This window comes from Streptomyces sp. TLI_105 (assembly GCF_900105415.1).
In the GTDB taxonomy this organism is placed as follows: domain Bacteria; phylum Actinomycetota; class Actinomycetes; order Streptomycetales; family Streptomycetaceae; genus Streptomyces.
The window spans coordinates 7,142,009-7,160,626 of the sequence record NZ_FNSM01000001.1; the positions used below are offsets into that span (position 1 = coordinate 7,142,009).

Sequence of the window (18,618 nt, forward strand, 5' to 3'; positions counted from 1 at the left end):
GGCGTGGGCAGGGGCGTGGCCGCGTGCCCCGGAGCGGGTCGGGGGAAGCGAGATGGGGGAGCGGCCGGGGCCTGCCCTGGCGGTCGACGCTGCTGATCGCCGTGTTCGTCATGGCGGGAACCGGCTTCTCCGCACGGAACCAGCCGGACCGGGAGACGCTCGACGCCCTCGGGCGGGTCCTGCTCCTGCTCGGGGCGGTCCCGCTGCTGTTCCGTCACCGCAGGCCCGTGCCGGTGGTGTTCGCCGTCGCGGCCGTCACCCTCGGGTACCTCGCGGCCGGCTACCCGTACGGCCCGGTCTTCGTCATGGTGGCCGTCGCCTGCTTCGCGGCCGTGGTCCACGGGCACCGGACCGCCGCCTGGTGGGCCATCGGCCTGCTCTGGGCGGGCCATCTGCTGCTCTCGCACTGGTTCTACCGGTGGCTGCCCCCGACCGGTGACGGGCCCGCGTCCTGGGGGCAGGAGCTGCCGGCGGCGGCGTTCGCGGTGGCCGTGCTCGCCGCCTCCGAGGTGGTCCGGGTGCGGCGCGAGCAGAACGCCCAGCTGCGGGCCGAGCGGGCCGCCGCCGAACGGCGGCGCGCCGACGAGGAACGGCTCCGCATCGCCCGCGAGCTCCACGACGTGCTGGCCCACTCGATCTCCGTGATCAACGTGCAGGCGGGCGTCGGCCTCGCCCTCCTGGACTCCGACCCGGAGCAGGCGCGGACCGCGCTGACCACCATCAAGGCGGCCAGCAAGGAGGCGCTCGGCGAGGTCCGGCAGGTCCTCGACACCCTCCGTACCCCCGGGGACGCCCCCCGTGCCCCGGCCCCCGGCCTCGACCGGCTCCCCGAACTCGTCGAGCAGGCCGCCGCCGCGGGCCTCACCGTCACCGTCTCGACGAGCGGCCCCCCGCCGGCCCTGCCGCCGGGCACCGACCTCGCCGCCTTCCGGATCGTGCAGGAGGCGCTCACCAACGTGGTGCGGCACTCCGGTTCGCGCACGGCCCGGGTACGGATCGGGCAGGGCTCCGGGCGCCTGGAGCTGACTGTCGACGACGACGGCCCCGCCACCGGCACGGAGGCCGGCGGCAGTGGGAACGGACTCGCCGGAATGCGGGAGCGGGCCGCCGCCCTCGGTGGCACCATCGAGGCGGGCGCCCGCCCGGACGGCGGCTTCCGCGTCCACGCCGCCCTCCCCCTCCGCCCGCAGGAGGCCCCGAGAGCGGGGAAGGCACCGAGACCCGAGGAGAACCGTCCGTGATCCGTGTCCTGCTCGCCGACGACCAGTCGCTGGTACGGGCGGGGTTCCGCGCGCTGCTCGACGCCCAGCCCGACATCGAGGTGGCCGGCGAGGCCGCCGACGGCGAGGAGGCGGTGGACCGGGTCCGGGCGTTGCGCCCCGACGTCGTGCTCATGGACATCCGGATGCCCAGGCTCGACGGGCTCGAGGCGACCCGGCGCCTCACCGAGGACCCGGACCTCGGCGGGGTCCGGGTCGTCATGCTGACCACCTTCGAGCTCGACGAGTACGTCTTCGAGGCGATCCGTTCCGGTGCCTCCGGCTTCCTGGTCAAGGACACCGAGCCGGAGGAGCTCCTGAGGGCCGTGCGGGCCGTCGTCCACGGGGACGCGCTGCTCTCCCCGGGCGTCACCCGCCGGCTCATCGAGGAGTTCGCCGCCCGCTCCAAGGCCCCGGCGGCGACGGCCGCGCTGGGCACCCTGACCGAGCGGGAGCGGGAGGTGATGGCCCTGGTGGGGATCGGCCTGTCGAACGAGGAGATCGCCCGCCGGCTGGTCGTGAGCCCGCTCACCGCCAAGACCCATGTGAGCCGCGCCATGGTGAAGCTCGGTGCCCGGGACCGTGCCCAACTCGTCGTCCTCGCCTACGAGTCGGGGCTGGTCAGACCCGGCTGGCTCGGCTGATCACATGCCGGGCGCGGGTCCGTCCGTCCTCCGGCACGGACGGACCCGGCGTCTCACGGTCGGGTCAGCGGCTCCACACCACGACGTCGAAGACTCCGCGCGTGTCGGAGGCCTGTCCCGCCAGCTCCTTGACGGTCAGCCGGGCGACCCGGCCGTCGTTCGTCAGGGCGCAGACGACCAGGCCGGTCTTGAGCTTCATGTCCGTCGTGGTCGCCAGGGTCCCGACGACGCCGGCGCAGTCCTGGTACGAGGGCACCTTCCCGGAGGTCTCCCACACCACCGCCTTGGCGCCGCTCTCGGGGCGGAGCATGTGGCTGCCCAACGGGTAGACGGAGAAGTCGTTGTCCGAGTTGATCTCGGACTCCTCGGGGGGTGTGGAGTCCAGGTCCTTGGACTCCGCGTACGCGATCGCCAGCGCGCCCTGCCACTGGACCGTGCCCGCCGGCGTGGGAGCCGGCGTCGGGGACGTCGGTGAGGCGGGGGAGTCCGCGGGCGCGGAGGACTCCGGGGACCGCGAGGAGTCCGATGGCGCGCCCTCGTCGCCGTGGGTCTCCTCGCCGCCTGCGGGGGCCGTGGTCGTCCGTGCCGGAGGCGGTGCCGCCTGGTTGCTGTTGCCGGTTCCGACCATGTACGTACCGACGACGCCGATCACGGCCGCCACCAGGGTGGCGGCCGCGCCGATCCACGCGCCCCGGTGCGAGGCGGTGTGCGCCGGCGCTCCCGGGCGCGGTCCGTCGGGAGCACGGCCCGCCGGGCCGGCCGGCGGGTACGCCGGAGCGCTCGGCCAGTGTCCCCGGGGCTCTTCGTTGCTGCTCATCCTGCCCATCCCCCTGTGGAGTTGATCTTCAGAGGGGCAGATTACTGCGCACTCCTGAGGGAGAGTCAGGCGGGGCTTGCCGCCGGAGTGCGCAGCGGACCCGGAGTGCGGAGGTCACGACCAGGTGATCGCCGAGGTCTCCCGCCACACCCGGAGGATCTCCTCGTCACCGGCCAGGGTGACGGCTCCGGCCGGCAGCCGGTTCCACAAGGTCAGGTACAACCGGTCGGCGGGGCCGCTCAGTTCGGTGTCGGCCGGCCCGCCCGTGACGTGGAAGGCCCGCTCCGTCCGGGGCGGGTCCGTCGGCGTCAGACGAACGGTCCAGACGTCGTCGGTGTCCGTCGTCCGTACCCGCAGGGTGCGGGGCCCGGGCGTGCGCACCCGGCTGCGGTCGCGGGCGTGGAAGGCGCCGAACAGCTCGTCGATGCCGTCGGCGGCGACCGCGGGTTCCACCGGCCCCGGGCCGCTCGCGAGCGCGGACTCGGCGTCCGCGCGGTGGACGGTCGTCTCGTGCGCCTGGCGGCGGGCCCAGAAGGCGAGCGGTGAGGGCGCAGGGAGGAAGGTCCAGCACTCCAGGTCCTCCGGCGCCGCGCGCAGGGCGGCGACCAGCCGCGCGTGCCCCTCGCGGAAGTACGTCAGCAACTCCTCGCCGTCGAGCGCCGTCTCGCCCTCGCCCGGGTGGAAGGCGGTGCGTCCCTCGGCCACGAAGGTCGTGGCCCAGCGGTGCACCATGGCCGTGTGCCGGAGGAGGTCGCGGACCCGCCACCCGGGGCAGGTCGGCACCTCCGCGTCGGGCCCGGCCTCGGCGGCCGCGTCGGCGAGGCCGCGGCCGGCCGCGGCCAACGCCTCGATGTGCTCCGTGATCTTCAGCGTGTCCATGCTGCGGATTGTGGCAGCCGTGCGGGGGCGGCGCGCACGGCGTGCCCGCTCAACCGTCCCGGGACGCTCCCGCGTTGCGGGCCCCGTAGCCCATGGCCGCCGCGCCGGCGGCGAGCACCGCGACCGTCGTGAGGGCCAGCGGCAGGGAGAACCGGTCGGCGAGGAAGCCGATCGAGGGCGGGCCGAGCAGCATGCCTCCGTAGCCGAGTGTGGACGCCGTCGCGACCCCGTCGGGCCCGGCGACGGCGCCCGCGCGGGCCACGGCGACGGGGAAGATGTTGGCGAGGCCGAGGCCGGTGATCGCGAAGCCGAGGAGCGCGGCCCAGACGCTCGGCGCGAGCGCGCCGAGCAGCATGCCGGCGGCGGCGGTCGCGCCGCCCGCGACGAGGGCGCGGGTCTGGCCGAGGCGTTCGAGCAGCGCGGTCCCGGAGAGTCGGCCGGCGGTCATGGTCAGTGCGAAGACGGAGTACCCGGCGGCGGCGACGCCCGGGTGGGCGTGCAGGTCCTGGGCGAGGTGGAGGGCGCCCCAGTCGGCCAGGGCACCTTCGCCGTACGCGGTGCAGAGCGCGATCACCCCGAAGACGAGGACCGTACGGCGTGACCCGGCCGCCCGTGTGCCGGAGCCCTTCGGGGCGGAGGGCACCGGGAGGGCCTCGGGGGGCACGGGGGAGGGGTGGCGCAGCAGTACGGGACCGGCGGCGGCCGTCAGGGCCAGGCCGACGACCGTGAGGCCGAGGAGGTGGGCGGTGGGGGACAGGCTTCCGGCGAGCAGCCCGCCGAGCCCCGCGCCGAGCATGCCGCCGAGGCTGAAGGCGGCGTGGAAGCTCGGCATCACCGGCCGTCGGAGTGCGGTCACGAGGTCGACGGCGGCGCTGTTCATGGCCACGTTGATCCCGCCGTACGCGGCGCCGAAGACGAGGAGCACGAGGCCGAGCGCGAGCGGGGACCGGGTGAGGGCGGGGAGGGCGACCGAGAGGGAGAGCAGGACGGCGGTGGCGACGGTGACGGCGTGGGAGCCGTGGCGGCGGCAGAGCCGGCCGGTCAGCGTCATCGTGATCACGGCGCCCGCCGAGACGCCCAGGAGGGCGAGGCCGAGGTCGCCGGCCGAGGCGCCGGTCTGCTGCTTGACGGCGGGGATCCGGACCACCCAGCCGGCGAACAGGAAGCCGTCGAGGGCGAAGAAGAGGGTCAGGGCGGAGCGGAGGCGGGTCAGGGAGCGGGTGGCGGTGTCTCCGCCGGAGTCCCCCGACAGGGCCGTCCGTACTTTGTTTAGTAGCGGCACAAACTCAGGATAGGGGTCGGGGGGCGGGGGAATCAACCGGGCGAGGACGGCGTCCCGGTCCGATCATGGGAGACTCACCACCATGAACGGCAAGGCGACGACGACCCGGACACGGCTGGACAGGGGGCGTAACGCGCTCGGCCCCGCACTGGAGCTGGTGCACACCGGCAGGGCGCCGACCCGGGCCGTCCTCACCGCCGAACTCGGCGTCACCCGGGCCACCGCGGGCGCCGTCGCCGCCGAGCTGGAGGCCCTCGGCCTCATCCGCGTCGACTCCAACCCCGGCGCCGCCGCGGGCTCCCAGGGGCGGCCCTCGCACCGCCTCGCCGTCGACGAGAAGGGGCCCGTCGCCCTCGCCGCCCAGGTCCACGCGGACGGTTTCCGCGCCGCCCTCGTCGGCCTCGGCGGCGCCATCGTGGCCACCGCCCCCGGCTGCGTCACCGTCTCCGCCGACCCGGCTCAGGTCCTCGGCGCCGTCGTCGACGCGGGGGCCGCGCTGCTCCGGGAGAGCGGCCGCCGGTGCGTCGGCGCCGGTCTCGCCGCCCCCTCCGCCGTGGCCGAGCCCGAGGGCACGGCGCTCAACCCGCTCCACCTCGCCTGGCCCGCCGGAGCGCCCGTCCGGGAGATCTTCGCCGAGCGGGTGCGGGCCGCCGGCATCGAAGGCCCCGCCTTCACCGGCAACGACGTCAACCTCGCCGCACTCGCCGAGCACCGCCACGGCGCGGGGCGCGGCGCCCGGGACCTGCTCTGCGTCGCCACCGGCCACCGGGGCGTCGGCGGCGCGCTCGTCCTCGACGGACGCCTGCACACGGGGAGTTCGGGCCTCGCCCTGGAGGTCGGCCATCTGACGGTCAACCCCGAGGGCCGCCCCTGTCACTGCGGCAGCCGCGGCTGCCTCGACGTCGAGACGGACCCGCTCGCGTTCCTCACGGCCGCGGGCCGGACCCCCGGCCCCGAGGTGTCCCTGCTCCAGCAGTCCCGCGACCTGCTGCGCACGAGCCCCGACGACCCGGGCGTCCGGGTCGCGGTGGGGGAGCTGATCGACCGGCTCGGACTCGGGCTCGCCGGTCTGGTGAACATCCTCAACCCGGACCGGATCATCCTCGGCGGGCTCCACCGCGAGCTCCTCGACGCCGATGCCGAGCGGCTGCGCGCGGTCGTCGCCGACCGCAGCCTGTGGGGCCGCAGCGGCGGCGTGCCGATCCTCCCTTGCACCCTGGACCACAACAGCCTCGTCGGTGCGGCCGAACTCGCCTGGCAGCCGGTCCTGGACGATCCGCTCGCCGCCCTGGGACGCGAGGCGGTCTGAGGCACGGAAACCCCTGTTCCACAGTTGCGGTTCGTGACACGAACTAATATCGTTCGTGTCACGAACTTCAAGGTGTCGTTTCGACATGCCGAAGGCGACACCCGGCATGTCATGGGGGAAGGACCGGACAGTGACCGGACGACAGGTGGTCTTCGGCTTCGGCGCGCACAGCGGGTTCGAGGACGGCCCCGAACTGCTGCGCCGCGTCGAGCGGGCCGACGCCGACGGGCTGGACCTCTTCTCGCTCTCGGACCATCCGTACCTCGGCGCACGCCTGGACGCGTACGCCTCCCTCGGCTTCCTCCTCGGCCGTACGCGGCGCATCGCGGGCTTCGCCAACGTCACCAACCTGCCCACCCGGCCGGCCCCGGTGCTCGCGCGGACGGTCACCACGCTGTCGGCGCTCAGCGGCGGCCGCGTCGTGCTCGGCATGGGCGCCGGCGGGCTGTGGGACCGCATCGCCGACATGGGCGTCCCGAAGCTCTCGCCGGGCGAGGCCGTCGAGGCCTTCGAGGAGGCCATCGTCCTGATCAAGAAGCTGTCCGGCGGGGGCCCGCCGGTCACCCACCAGGGCCGCCACTACCAGGTGCGCGAGCTGGAGACGACGCCCGTCGCCGCCCCGCCCGTCTGGACCGGCTCCAACGGCCCCAAGTCCCTGGCCGTGACGGGCCGGGTCGCCGACGGCTGGATCCCCGGCCACGCCGCGGACTGGCTGAGCGAGCGGTACCGGACCTCGCGGCCGGTCATCGACGAGGCCGCGGCCTCCGTGGGACGCGACCCGGGCGAGATCCGGACGGTCTACAACCTCCCGGGGCGCATCACCGAGCGGCCGCTGGCCGCCACCCGCGACGGGGAAGGCCGCTGGATCGGCGGGTCCGCGGAGCAGTGGGTGGAGGAGCTGACCGGAGCCGTGCTGGAGCACGACGCCTCGGGCTTCGTCCTCTTCTCGCCGGGCGGCGGCGCCCAGGACGTCGACGCGCTCGCCCGCTGGGGCGGCGAGATCGTCCCCGCCGTGCGCGAGGCGCTCGCGAAGGAGCGCGGCTGACCGGGGGGCTCACCCCTGGGGATCGGGGCGCCCCTCCGCCAGTGCGGCGAGCCGGTCGAGCGCCATGCGCGTGCCGGTCTCGTTGTCGGCGGGCGGCACCGCGTCCGGCACCCCCTCGTGGACGACCCGGACCTCGGTCCCGCCCTCGATCTCCGCCAGCGTCGTCGTGAGGATCATCGTCCCGTGCAGGGAGGGGTCGGGCGACTCGAACTCGATGCTCTCGACCACCTTCTCGTACGGCACGAGCTCCAGGAAGGTGCCGTGGTACGTGTCCGTACGGGCCCCCGACTTCCCGGCGCCGTCGGGCGACCCGTACCGCAGCGACACCCGGAAGGCGCCCCCTTCGCGCGCCTCGAAGTCGTGCACCTCGCAGGTCATCCCGTACGGGACCCGCCAGCGCGCGACGGCGTCCGGATCGAGGAGCGACCGGTAGACGACCGATGCCGGGGCGGCGATGTGGCGGGACACGCGCGTGGTGTACACGCCTCCCAGGCTAGCGGCGGACCGGCGCGGACGCCGGGGAACCGGGGCGGGGGGCGTCGTGGAACCGCGCGCGGACAGCGTGGAACCAGGGCGGGGGCGCCGTGGGACCGGTGCGCGGACACCGTGGGACCGGGGTGGGGGCGCCGTGGAACCGGTGCGCGGACACCGTGGGACCGGGGTGGGGGCGCCGTAGAGGCTGGGCGCGCGGGCGCCGTCCGAAAACCTGTGTGCACGGGAAGCGGGACGAAGTACTGTTCCGCCCCGTGATCACTTCGAAGACCGATACCCCTCCCGCGTCCGATCTCCCTCCGCGCCTCGGCAGCCTCACCTTCCACGGTCCCCTCTCCGAGGCCCGCGCCACCCGGATGATCGAGCGGCTCGCCGCCGCCGGCCCCGCCGACGTGCTCGACATCGGCTGCGGCTGGGGCGAGTTGCTCCTGCGCGTCCTGGAGGCGGCTCCCGCCGCCGAGGGGGTCGGGATCGACATCAACGCCGAGGACCTGGCCCGTGGCCGGGCGCTCGCCGAGCGGCGCGGGCTCGCCGACCGCGTCGCCTTCGTCGAGGAGTCGGCGCTCGGCACCGACCGGGGCCCCGTCGACGCGATCCTCTGTCTCGGATCCAGCCAGGCGCTCTGCGACCCCGAGCTGCCGTACGACCCGGCCGCCGTCCTGCGCGAGCTGCGCCGGCTCGTCCGGCCCGGCGGGCGGGTCGTGCTCGGCGAGGGCTTCTGGGAGCGCACGCCGACCGAGGCGGAGCTCGCCGGGATGTGGCCCGGCGCGACCACCGACGACCACTTCTCCCTCGGCGCCCTCGTCGACCTCGCCGTCGAGGCGGGGTTCCGGCCCGTGTGGATCGAGACGGCGAGCGCGGAGGAGTGGGAGGAGTTCGAGTCCGGCTACCGGTACGACACCGAGGTCTGGCTCGCCGCCCACCCCGACCACCCGCTCGCCGCCGAGACGCGCGAGCGCGTCGACCGGCAGCGTTCCCAGTGGCTGAACGGCTACCGGAACGTCCTCGGCATCGCCTACCTCACGCTCGTCGCCGTGGTCTGAGGCCTCCCGGGCCCCGGCTCACCACTGCCGCCCCGTGACGAGCGCCGCACGGCCCGGGGCCGACAGGTGCAGCACCTGGAAGCGCTCGCCCTCGTCGGCGGGCGCTTCCGGGCCCTCCCACAGGGTGAACGAGAGCAGTTCCCAGTGGCGCGGGTCCACCGCGAGGGCGGAGGCCACCACCCCGTCCCGCCGTGCCTCGCGCGCGTGCCGGGCCACCGCCTCCGTCACGGCCTCGCCCGGCGGGACGCCCTCCCCGAGCGGGGTCCTCCGCCGCGTCGCGGCGCCCGGCGCCGACGCGGCCGCCGGCCCCTCCTCGTACGACAGACCCGCCCAGTGCTGCACCACCGGCCGGCCGAAGTCGTTCACGATGCCCTGGAAACCGGGGCCCCAGAGGAAGGAGTTCATGCCCTCGGGGGTGTCCCAGAGATAGAACGGCGCGTACTGGTTGACGGGCGACCCGGCCTCCCGCTCCCGGATCAGATACGCCTTCAGGCCGAGCCCGGGAAAGGCGTCGAGCAGATGGCCCCTGGTCGCCACCCGCTTGCGGATGATCTCCATGTCGTAGTCGGCGGGCAGGGTGATCTCGTACTGCAGCGCGTGCACGGGAAGGCTCCGTTTCTCTGGACGCAGGGGGTCACACCGAGGCGGTGCGCGGGGCGAGCAGGGCGAGCAGTCCGCGTACGGCGGTGTCGAACGGAGCGCGCGAACCCGTCGCACGGGCCAGCACGTACCCGCCCTGCACGGTCGCGAGGACCGTCGCCGCGATCTCGACCGGATCGAGGGAGCCGCTCAACTCGCCGCTGTCCACGCCCTCTTGGACGACCTCGGCGATCCTGCCGCGCACCCGGCCGAGCACCTCCTCGACCGGCGCGCGCAGCTCCGGGTCCGCGATGACCTCCGGGTCCATGGTCAGCCGGCCCACCGGGCAGCCGCGCAGGACGTCGCGCTCGCGCCGCAGGTACGCCTCGATGCGGTCGTACGCCGAACCCCCGCCGCCGAGGACCGCCTCGGCGGCCGCGCCCAGCTCCTCGGCCGAGCGCCGGATGGCCGCGAGCGCCAGGTCCTGCTTGCCGGCGAAGTGGTGGTACATGCTGCCCTGGCCCGCGCCGGCCGCCTGCTGGACGGCCTTGGGGCTGGTGCCGACATAGCCGCGCTCCCACAGCAGTTCGCGGGTCGCCTCGATCAGCCGCTCCGAGGTGCTCATGCTCATGACGGCACTGTACATACCAGTAGGTACAGAAGGGAAGCAGCGTCCGCCGAACGACGTACTCCCGGTGTCGTACGGCGGAAGCCGCTGCCCGTACGACGACCCGGACCCCCTCCCGGAGCGAGTCTCGAACCACGGACATCAGCACAGCACCCAGCACCCCGAGGAGCTGAACCCTCATGAACACACTCGCCCACGCGGGCCCCGGCCCGTGGGTCCTCTTCTTCCCCCTCGTCTGGGCCGCCGTCGTCATCGGGATCGTCACCGTCGCCCGCCGCGCCGGATGGCGCCGCGGACGTGCCTTCGGCGGCGACCTCCGCCGTGACGGCGGGCCGGACGAGCACTCGCCCATCGCCCTGCTCGGCCACCGGTTCGCGGCCGGCGAGATCGACGAGGACGAGTACTGGCGGCGCCTGACCGTCCTGGAGGAGCAGTTCGGCCGCGCCGCGGACCCCAAGGGGCGCCGGACATGACCACCCGCGCCCCTCGCACCCCCACCTCCGCCCCGCTCCCCGCCGCCCGGGTCGTCGACGCCGTCAAGGTGTACGGGCGCGGGGACACCGAGGTCAGGGCCCTCGACGGCGTGAGCGTCGACTTCCCGACCGGCCGCTTCACGGCCGTCATGGGCCCCTCCGGCTCCGGCAAGTCCACCCTGATGCACTGCGCCGCCGGACTCGACACCCTCACCTCCGGCGCCGCCCTCGTCGGCGACACCGACCTGTCCACCCTCGACGACCGGCGCCTGACCCTGCTGCGCCGCGACCGGATCGGCTTCGTCTTCCAGGCCTTCAACCTGCTCCCGACGCTCACCGTCGCCGAGAACATCACCCTCCCGCTCGACCTCGCCGGGCACGCCGTCGACCCGGAGCGGTTCGACCGGCTCGTCGACACCGTCGGCCTGCGCGACCGCCTCCACCACCGGCCGGCCGAACTCTCCGGCGGACAGCAGCAACGCGTCGCCGTCGCCCGGGCCTTCGCCGGCGACCCCGACGTCGTCTTCGCCGACGAACCCACCGGCAACCTCGACTCGCGCTCCGGCGAGGAGGTCCTCCGCCTGCTCGGCCGCACGGTCCGCGACACCGGCCGTACGGTCGTCATGGTCACCCACGACCCCGTCGCCGCGGCCCACGCCGACGAGGTGATCTTCCTCGCCGACGGCCGGCTCGTCGACCGCATGACCGGCCCCACGGCCGACCGCGTCCTCGACCGCATGAAGGCCTTCGAGACGGGAAGCCCGACGCCGGGCGCCGGCCTCGCGACCTCCCGTGGAGGTGCGACATGAACGCCCCCGCCACCCTCCGGCTCGCCCGGGCCTCGCTCCGCGCGCACCGACGCCGCTTCCTCGGCACCTTCGCCGCCGTCCTGCTCGGCGTCGCCTTCCTCACCGGCACCCTCGTCATGGGCGACACCCTCCGCGCGAGCTTCGACTCCCTGTTCACCGGAGCCACCCGGGGCACCGACGCCGTCGTCCGCAGCGCCACCACCGTGACCGCCGCCGGCGAGGCCCAGGGCACCCGCGGCCCCGTCGACGCCGCCCTCGCCGAGCGCCTCGCCCGGGTCCCCGGGGTCGCCGCCGCCGCGCCCCGGATCGAGGGCGCGGGCCAGCTCCTCGCCGCCGACGGCACCCCCGTCGGCGGCAAGGGCCCGCCCACCCTCGCGGGCAACTGGATCGAGGACGCCGCCCTCAACCCGTACCGCCTCGTGGAAGGCCGCGAGCCGAGCGCCCCCGGCGAGGCCGTCGTCAACCGGGGCGCCGCGAAGACGGCCGGCCTCACCGTCGGCGACACGACGGTCCTGCGCACCCCCGACCCGGTGAAGGTCACCGTCGTCGGCCTGGCCACCTTCGGCGGCGCGGACGGCATGGGGCAGGTCACCTGGACCGGCCTCACCCGCGCCGACGCCGAGAAGTACCTGACGGCGCGGCCCGGCGAGGCGACGAGCATCGCCGTGCGCGCCGGGCCCGGCGTCTCCCAGGACGAGCTGGTCGCCGCGCTGACGCCCGCCCTGCCCGACGGCGTCGAGGCGATCACCGGACAGCGGGCCGCCGAGGAGAACACCGAGATGGTCTCCGGCCGCTTCCTCGACCTCTTCACCACCTTCCTGCTGGTGTTCAGCGGGGTCGCCGTGCTCGTCTCCGTCTTCACGATCCACAACACCTTCGCCGTCCTCGTCGCCCAGCGGACCCGCGAGAACGCCCTCCTGCGCGCGATCGGCGCCGCCCGCCGCCAGATCGTCACCGGCACCCTCGCCGAGGCGCTCACCGTCGGACTGCTCGCCTCCCTCGCCGGGCTCCTCGCCGGGATCGGCGTGGCCGCCGGACTCCAGGCGCTGTTCCCCGCGATCGGCTTCCCCTTCCCCGAGGGCGCCCTCGTCGTGACCGGCACCTCCCTGGCCCTGCCGCTCGGCGTCGGGCTCGCGGTCTGCGCCGGTTCGGCGCTCCTGCCGGCCGTACGGGCCGGGCGCACGGCCCCGCTCGCCGCGCTCCGCGAGACGGACCTGGACGGCTCGGGCACCTCCCGCCGCCGCGCGCTGACCGGCGGCGCCCTGCTCGCCACCGCCGTCGGCACGGTCCTCACCGGCGTCCTCGGCACCCCGTCGCTGTGGCTCGCCGCCACCGGGGCCGCGCTCGCCGTCGCCGCGTTCGTGGTCCTCGGACCGGTCGCCGCCTCGCTCGCCGTACGGGTGCTCGGCCGCCCGCTGCGCGGGGTCAACCACCGCCTCGCCCGCCGCAATGCCCTGCGCAGCCCGGGCCGTACGGCCGCGACCGCCACCGCCCTGATGATCGGGGTCGCCGTCGTCACCCTCTTCACGGTCTTCGGCGCCTCCCTCAAGGCGACCATGGACCGCACGGTCGACCGCTCCTTCGCCGGGGACGTGGCGATCAGCGCGCCCTCGTTCGGCGCGGGCGGCAGCGGGCTCAGCCCCCGCCTCGCCCCGGCCGTCGCCGCGCTGCCCGAGGTCGACACCGCCGTGGGCCTGGGACGCGGCGTCGCGGAGGTGGACGGCCGGGGCCGCGCGCTCACGGTCACCGACCCGGCCGCGCTCGCCCGGACGCTCGACCTGGGGGAGGTGCGGGGCTCCCTCGCCGGACTCGGTACGGACGGGCTCGCCGTCGCCGCCGACGAGGCCGCCGCCTCCGGTCTGGCACCCGGCAAGGCCGCCGAGCTGACGTTCACCGACGGCAGCCGGCACACCTTCACGGTCCGCGCGGTCTACGAGCGCGCCGACCTCGCCGGCGACTACCTCGTCACCCGGGAGGCCTGGGCCCCGCACCGCACCCAGGACGCCGACCGGCTGGTCGCCGTCTCCTTCGCGGACGGCGTCCGCGCCGAGGACGGCAAGGCCGCCGTGACCGGGGTCGCCGACCGGTACGGCCGTCCGGAGGTGCAGACCCGGGAGGAGTACGCGGAGGCCTCGGCGGGCGGCATCGACATGATGCTCACCCTCGTCTACGCGCTCCTCGCGCTCGCCGTCCTGATCGCGCTGCTCGGCATCGCGAACACGCTGACCCTCTCCGTCCACGAACGGACGCGCGAACTCGGGCTGCTGCGGGCGGTCGGGCAGACCCGGGCCCAGCTGCGGACCATGGTCCGCTGGGAGTCCGTCCTGGTCGCCGCCTTCGGGACGGTCGGCGGGCTCGCACTCGGGGGCTTCCTCGGCTGGGTCCTCGTCCGCGCCTCGGCCGGCTCGGGCGACAGCGCCCTGGCGTTCGCCGTGCCGACCGTACGGCTCGCGGCCGTGGCCCTGGCCGGGCTGGTGGCGGGAGCCGTGGCGGCCTGGCGCCCGGCCCGCCGGGCGGCCCGCCTGGAGATCCTCCGGGCCATCGCCACGGAGTGACGGGGGCTTCGCCGGGGCGCCCGGCGGGGGATCTCGACCGGCTTCGTCAGCCCGCTCGGCCCGCCAGGACCGGGCGGGCCACCGACGGGGCCGGCAGCGGTTCGGCCGGGGAGCTGAGGGGCATGCCGGGGAGCCGGCTGTAGCCGACGCCCGCGAGCAGGCCCTCGGTCGCGGCCTCGTACACGGCCCGCGCGCACTCGTCGACGGGGTCGCCGAGGGCCGGCGCCGTGAGGGTGAACCACACGACCTTGCCGTCGGCGCCGCACGGACGGATGCCCCAGCTCTCGCTGACCGCCCCGACGATGCCGAGCCCCCGGCCGGAGGTGGCGAGCGCGTCGAGGTCGTCCACCGGGCCGAGCGCCCCGGACGCGTCGAGCGCGTCCGAACGCCGGACCTCGGGCAGGCGGGGATCGTGGTCCCGGACCGAGACGGTGAGCCGGTCGAGCAGCAGCTCGATCTCGACCTTGCATCCCTTGTCCGGCTGGGCGTGGCGGTGCACGTTCGTCAGCAGCTCGGTCAGACCGAGGACGGCCTGGTCCACCAGGGCGTCCAGCTGCCAATGTCGAAGATGCGCGGAGATGATGCGGCGGATCTGTCCGATCCGCGGCGGCAGGGCCTGAAGCTCCACCGCGTAGTACCTGCTCGGCTCGCTGATCACGGCTGCGACTCCCCGAAGTGGTCCGGAAGAAGACGAAGATTCGGATCTGTCCCTGCGGTACAGAAGGGGGCGGCGACCTGATCGCAGCGTCACCACCGCTGAACCCTCAGTGAGGTGGATTCCAGCCTGGACCAGCCGTGACCGCCCCGCAACTCGCCGCGAGCCCCCGCAGCTCAGGGCCTGCTCCGCCGCGTCGCGGCCCTCAGGACCGCCCGGCCGCCCGCTTCAGCGCCGCGAGGAAACGTCCGGACGTCTCCGCCTCGCCACCCGCGCGGCCGTGGTCGTCGTACCCGTCGGAGTGCAGCGTCAGCCGGTACCGCGTGCCGTTCACGGTCGCCACCGTCTCGTCCGCCTTCGCGAACCACGGCCGCCCCGCCCGTACCGCCGAAACCGGCGCGCTGTCGATCTCGCTGCCGTAACTCGTCAGGAGCGCGAGGCGACCGTCCTCGATCCGCACCTCGCCCGCGCGCGTCAACGAACGCGGCCAGCGCGCGATCCGTACGCCCCTGGCGCTGAACTCGGGTTCCGCCATGCCGATCCGCCCCTTTCACCCGGTTGCCGTACCCAGTGTGCCGGGCCGTCGCCGCGTGCACCAGTAGCGCTCCCGAAGGCCGTCCACAAGGGAGGCCTATGGAACGTCAAAGGGAACGTTTGCCCAGGTGAGAGCGGTATTGTCGGCAGGGGGAGACCCCCGAGGCGACACACGAATAGAGGGACGGATGAGCACCACCCACGAGAGTGCGGCCGTGGCCACGGTCGACGTCGACCGCAGCGACCCGGCGTACCGGTCCTGGCTGAAGGAGGCCGTGCGCAAGGTCCAGGCCGACGCTAACCGCTCCGCCGACACCCATCTGCTGCGCTTCCCCCTCCCCGAGAAGTGGGGCATCGACCTCTACCTCAAGGACGAGTCGACCCACCCCACCGGCAGCCTCAAGCACCGCCTCGCCCGCTCCCTCTTCCTCTACGGCCTCTGCAACGGCTGGGTCCGCCCCGGCAAGCCCGTCATCGAGGCCTCCAGCGGCTCGACCGCCGTCTCCGAGGCGTACTTCGCGAAGCTCATCGGCGTCCCCTTCATCGCCGTCATGCCCCGCACGACCAGCCCCGAGAAGTGCCGGCTCATCGAGTTCCACGGCGGGCAGTGCCACTTCGTCGACGACTCGCGCACGATGTACGAGGAGGCCGCAGCCCTCGCCGAGCGCACCGGCGGCCACTACATGGACCAGTTCACCTACGCGGAGCGGGCCACCGACTGGCGCGGCAACAACAACATCGCCGAGTCGATGTACCAGCAGCTGCGCCTGGAGCGGTACCCGGAGCCCGCCTGGATCGTCGCCACCGCCGGCACCGGCGGCACCTCGGCCACCATCGCCCGTTACGTGCACTACATGCAGCACGACACCCGGATCTGTGTCGCCGACCCCGAGAACTCCTGCTTCTTCGACGGCTGGACGCACCAGGACCCGAACGCCACCGCCGACTGCGGCTCGCGCATCGAGGGCATCGGCCGCCCCCGCATGGAGCCCAGCTTCGTGCCCGGCGCCGTCGACCGCATGATGAAGGTCCCCGACGCGGCGAGCGTGGCCGCCGTCCGCGCCCTGGAGACCGCGATCGGCCGCAAGGCGGGCGGCTCCACCGGCACCGGCCTGTGGAGCGCCTTCAAGATCATCGCCGAGATGGTCGCCCACGACCGCACCGGCAGCGTCGTCACCCTCATCTGCGACCCGGGCGAGCGCTACCTCGACAAGTACTACTCCGACGACTGGCTCGCCGCCCAGGGCCTGGACATCGCCCCGTACTCCGCCGCTATCGAGCGGTTCCTGGCGACGGGGGCCTGGCCGGAGTGAGCCGCCGGTCCAGCCGGCGCGCCGCGTCCCGGAAGGACAACCCCACGCCCGGCGCCGCGAGGCGCAGGGCGAGCCGGAACGGGGCCGCGCCGTCGGCGGCCATCGTCCACCGCAGACGGGTGCCCCGGCCGGCGGGGGCGAGGGCCCACTCCTCCGCCAGGGCCGTCACACCGGGCGCGTTCGTCGCGTCCACCCGGTAGGCGTAGCGCAGGTCGGGCTCGGAGGCCAGGACCGTCTCGTCGAAGGCGATCCCGCCGCGCAGCCGTATGGTCCGGCCCGCGCCGTCGCCGGTCGGGACGGCGGAGGTGACGGCCGTGAACCACGACGGCAGGCTCCCCACCTCCACGGCCACCGACCGGTAGACGGTCGACGGCGGCGCGGCGAGGGTCGCGGTGAAGACCAGGCGGACGGGTGCGGACGTGGTGAAGTCGAGCTCCACCGGGCGCAGTCGGCGTGCCATGGACCCTCCCGGGGTGGGCGTGGGTGGATGCAGCACCATAGCTGACGTACTGTCAGCGGCACAGGGGGCCCGTGACGGGCCCCGCCCCCGGAACCCTCGCGCGATCACCCGCCCCGCCCGCTTCCCGTGCGCTGCGCGGGGAGCAGGCGGCGCCGTCACCTCACGGCGGTGCGATCCGGGGGTCGAGTGTCCGTCAGGACTGCTTCGCGATCGGCCTTCGTAGGTCGTCACGTATCTTGCGGGTCTCCGCCGCGGCCACTTCGAGCGAGGCGGTCGGGGTGAACGTGATCGCGACGGTGGTGTTGTCGTCGCCCCAGCCGCACACGGTCTGCTGGTCCACCGTCTCACAGCGGAAGTCGACGTCCGAGCCGGGAACGCGGATCGTTCTGGGCGGGTCCGTGACGCTCTCCCTGCCCGTCACGGTCACGGCTCTCATCAGGGCGTCTCGATGCTCCTCCGGGGCCTTGTACCGACCGGACGAGCCGTACACCTTCACCGTGCGGAAGGCGGCGCCGTCGTCGAGGCCGGTGCTGGTGACGGTGTAGTCGGCGGAGAAGTGCGTCGAGCCCCTCTGGCCTTCGCTGTCCGGTTGCGGGTCCGGAGGGAGGCGGTTCTCGATGTTCCATCCGTACGCGCCCCCCACGATCGACTCGGGGATGACGAGCTCGTGCGTGGCCTGGGGGAAGGTCTCGTCCGAGCCCGGGCCCATGGACGCGTAGACGCCGTACGCCGCGCCGCCGAGCACGATCAGGGCTCCGGCCGCACCGGCGGCGAGCGGTCCGGTGCGCTTCCTCCCCGGCGGAGCGGTCTTCGTCCCAGGGGGCAGGGGTGGCTGCTGCGGGACGGCGAGCGGGGGCTCGGCGCGCGGTGCGCCGGTCACGGTCGCGGCATGCGCGACGGCCCCGGCTGTCGACGGGGCAGCCGGTCCGTCGACCGGCGTCGGCGCGGGTGGCACGACCGGGGAGGGCGGGGTCGGCGGGTGGACGGCCGTGTCCTGCGCCGGCGCGGTGTCCGGGGCCAACAGGTCCAACAGCCCCTTCGGGGTCGGCCTCTGTGTCGGATCCTTGGCCAGGCAGGCGGCGACCACCGGACGCACGCCCTCGGGCAGGGCGGACAGATCTGCCGGCTCGTGCACCGCCCGGTACATCAGCACCATCGGGGTGCCCTCCCCGAACGCATGCCCGCCGGCCGCCGCGACCAGCACCGCGCCCAGCGCGAACACATCGGCGGCGCCGCCGACTTCGAGCCCCTGAGCCTGCTCGGGGGCCAGGAATCCGGGAGTGCCGAAGGCCGCTCCGGTGAAGGTGAGCCGGGTCGACTCCAAGGCCCGGGCGATGCCGAAGTCGAGCACCCGCGGGCCGTCGTCGGCCATGATGATGTTGCCCGGCTTGAGGTCACGGTGAATCAGGCCGCAGTCGTGAATGGCCTGCAGCGCCTCCGCCAACGCCGCACCGAGCAGCCGTAGACGGGCCTCGTCCATCGGGCCCCGTTCGGCGAGCAGACCCGACAGCGTCGGCCCCGCGATGTAGGCGGTCGCCAGCCAGGGAGCCGGCGCGTCGGGGTCGGCGTCGACGACCTGCGCCGTATGGAACCCGCCGACCCTGCGTGCGGCGTCGACCTCCGCGCGGAACCGGGCGCGGAAGTGCGGATCGGCGGCCAACTCGGGTCGGGCCACCTTGACGGCCACGGTACGTCCGCCCCGGGACCGTGCCAGGTACACCGTCCCCATGCCACCCGCACCCAGCTCACGCTCCACGGCGTAGTCGCCGATGCGCTCCGGCAGGTCCACGCCGTCCACGCTCCCCCCTGTGCCGCACGCCCCCGTCGGAACGCCGCGGGTCA

19 protein-coding genes are annotated in these 18,618 nt (G+C 74.7%); 9 read left to right on the forward strand and 10 right to left on the reverse strand.

Annotated features, from left to right (window positions below):
- Positions 1–110 precede the first annotated feature (110 nt).
- Together BLW86_RS32685 and BLW86_RS32690 are read left to right on the forward strand one after the other, a co-directional pair.
- Positions 111–1,241 carry a sensor histidine kinase gene (locus BLW86_RS32685; protein WP_093878991.1) on the forward strand — a complete coding sequence of 377 codons (1,131 nt, stop codon included), beginning with the start codon at positions 111–113 and terminating at the stop codon, positions 1,239–1,241.
- Positions 1,238–1,903 carry a response regulator transcription factor gene (locus tag BLW86_RS32690; protein WP_093877362.1) on the forward strand — a complete coding sequence of 222 codons (666 nt, stop codon included), beginning with the start codon at positions 1,238–1,240 and terminating at the stop codon, positions 1,901–1,903. The genes BLW86_RS32685 and BLW86_RS32690 overlap by 4 nt, the downstream gene beginning before the upstream one ends.
- A 64-nt stretch (positions 1,904–1,967) precedes the next feature.
- On the opposite strand, the gene BLW86_RS32695 is transcribed toward BLW86_RS32690, so the two are convergent.
- The 3 genes from BLW86_RS32695 to BLW86_RS32705 all read right to left on the reverse strand — a co-directional run bounded on the left by BLW86_RS32695 (position 1,968) and on the right by BLW86_RS32705 (position 4,881).
- Positions 1,968–2,720 carry a hypothetical protein gene (locus BLW86_RS32695; protein WP_093877363.1) on the reverse strand — a complete coding sequence of 251 codons (753 nt, stop codon included), beginning with the start codon at positions 2,718–2,720 and terminating at the stop codon, positions 1,968–1,970.
- A 114-nt stretch (positions 2,721–2,834) separates the two neighbouring features.
- Complete coding sequence (locus BLW86_RS32700) at positions 2,835–3,590, reverse strand: maleylpyruvate isomerase family mycothiol-dependent enzyme (protein WP_093878992.1); 756 nt, start codon at positions 3,588–3,590, stop codon at positions 2,835–2,837.
- A 58-nt stretch (positions 3,591–3,648) separates the two neighbouring features.
- Positions 3,649–4,881 (reverse strand): MFS transporter, encoded by a 1,233-nt coding sequence (locus BLW86_RS32705; RefSeq protein WP_093877364.1) that lies wholly within the window; start codon positions 4,879–4,881, stop codon positions 3,649–3,651.
- Between the two features lie 82 nt (positions 4,882–4,963).
- Here BLW86_RS32705 and BLW86_RS32710 point away from each other — a divergent pair, with 82 nt between their 5' ends.
- Positions 4,964–6,190: an ROK family protein gene (locus tag BLW86_RS32710; protein WP_093877365.1), complete on the forward strand. Its 1,227-nt coding sequence runs from the start codon at positions 4,964–4,966 to the stop codon at positions 6,188–6,190.
- 130 nt (positions 6,191–6,320) lie between these two features.
- The gene (locus BLW86_RS32715; protein ID WP_093877366.1) at positions 6,321–7,235 is read left to right on the forward strand and encodes an LLM class flavin-dependent oxidoreductase; all 915 of its coding nucleotides are present in this window, start codon (positions 6,321–6,323) and stop codon (positions 7,233–7,235) included.
- A gap of 9 nt (positions 7,236–7,244) precedes the next feature.
- Here BLW86_RS32715 and BLW86_RS32720 read toward each other — a convergent pair whose 3' ends face one another.
- Complete coding sequence (locus tag BLW86_RS32720) at positions 7,245–7,718, reverse strand: SRPBCC family protein (protein WP_093877367.1); 474 nt, start codon at positions 7,716–7,718, stop codon at positions 7,245–7,247.
- Positions 7,719–7,981: 263 nt separating this feature from the next.
- On the opposite strand from BLW86_RS32720, the gene BLW86_RS32725 reads away from it, so the two are divergent.
- Positions 7,982–8,770 (forward strand): SAM-dependent methyltransferase, encoded by a 789-nt coding sequence (locus BLW86_RS32725; protein WP_093877368.1) that lies wholly within the window; start codon positions 7,982–7,984, stop codon positions 8,768–8,770.
- 18 nt (positions 8,771–8,788) lie between these two features.
- Here BLW86_RS32725 and BLW86_RS32730 read toward each other — a convergent pair whose 3' ends face one another.
- Together BLW86_RS32730 and BLW86_RS32735 are read right to left on the reverse strand one after the other, a co-directional pair.
- The gene (locus tag BLW86_RS32730) at positions 8,789–9,373 is read right to left on the reverse strand and encodes a DUF4865 family protein (RefSeq protein ID WP_093877369.1); all 585 of its coding nucleotides are present in this window, start codon (positions 9,371–9,373) and stop codon (positions 8,789–8,791) included.
- Positions 9,374–9,404: 31 nt separating this feature from the next.
- On the reverse strand, positions 9,405–9,995 hold the full coding sequence (locus tag BLW86_RS32735; protein ID WP_093877370.1) for a TetR/AcrR family transcriptional regulator: 591 nt from the start codon (positions 9,993–9,995) through the stop codon (positions 9,405–9,407).
- A gap of 161 nt (positions 9,996–10,156) precedes the next feature.
- On the opposite strand from BLW86_RS32735, the gene BLW86_RS32740 reads away from it, so the two are divergent.
- Genes BLW86_RS32740 through BLW86_RS32750 form a run of 3 tightly spaced genes read left to right on the forward strand, consistent with a single transcriptional unit; the run spans position 10,157 to position 13,814 of the window.
- Entirely contained in the window at positions 10,157–10,450 is a 294-nt protein-coding gene (locus BLW86_RS32740; protein WP_093877371.1) for an SHOCT domain-containing protein, read from the forward strand.
- Positions 10,447–11,259, forward strand: a complete 813-nt coding sequence (locus BLW86_RS32745) for an ABC transporter ATP-binding protein (RefSeq protein ID WP_093877372.1) — start codon at positions 10,447–10,449, stop codon at positions 11,257–11,259. Before BLW86_RS32740 ends, BLW86_RS32745 begins: the two co-directional genes overlap by 4 nt.
- Positions 11,256–13,814: an FtsX-like permease family protein gene (locus BLW86_RS32750; protein ID WP_093877373.1), complete on the forward strand. Its 2,559-nt coding sequence runs from the start codon at positions 11,256–11,258 to the stop codon at positions 13,812–13,814. Before BLW86_RS32745 ends, BLW86_RS32750 begins: the two co-directional genes overlap by 4 nt.
- Before the next feature lie 46 nt (positions 13,815–13,860).
- On the opposite strand, the gene BLW86_RS32755 is transcribed toward BLW86_RS32750, so the two are convergent.
- Both BLW86_RS32755 and BLW86_RS32760 read right to left on the reverse strand, forming a co-directional pair.
- Positions 13,861–14,472, reverse strand: a complete 612-nt coding sequence (locus BLW86_RS32755; protein WP_177181816.1) for an ATP-binding protein — start codon at positions 14,470–14,472, stop codon at positions 13,861–13,863.
- A gap of 202 nt (positions 14,473–14,674) precedes the next feature.
- On the reverse strand, positions 14,675–15,004 hold the full coding sequence (locus BLW86_RS32760) for a hypothetical protein (RefSeq protein ID WP_093877374.1): 330 nt from the start codon (positions 15,002–15,004) through the stop codon (positions 14,675–14,677).
- 187 nt (positions 15,005–15,191) lie between these two features.
- Here BLW86_RS32760 and BLW86_RS32765 point away from each other — a divergent pair, with 187 nt between their 5' ends.
- Positions 15,192–16,316: an L-cysteine desulfhydrase Cds1 gene (locus BLW86_RS32765; RefSeq protein ID WP_093877375.1), complete on the forward strand. Its 1,125-nt coding sequence runs from the start codon at positions 15,192–15,194 to the stop codon at positions 16,314–16,316.
- Here BLW86_RS32765 and BLW86_RS32770 read toward each other — a convergent pair.
- A complete protein-coding gene (locus tag BLW86_RS32770) occupies positions 16,276–16,776 on the reverse strand; it encodes an SRPBCC family protein (RefSeq protein WP_093877376.1) in 501 nt (166 codons plus the stop codon). The two genes, BLW86_RS32765 and BLW86_RS32770, sit on opposite strands and share 41 nt — an antisense overlap.
- Positions 16,777–16,969: 193 nt before the next feature.
- Complete coding sequence (locus tag BLW86_RS44120) at positions 16,970–18,574, reverse strand: serine/threonine-protein kinase (RefSeq protein ID WP_371129633.1); 1,605 nt, start codon at positions 18,572–18,574, stop codon at positions 16,970–16,972.
- Positions 18,575–18,618 lie beyond the last annotated feature (44 nt).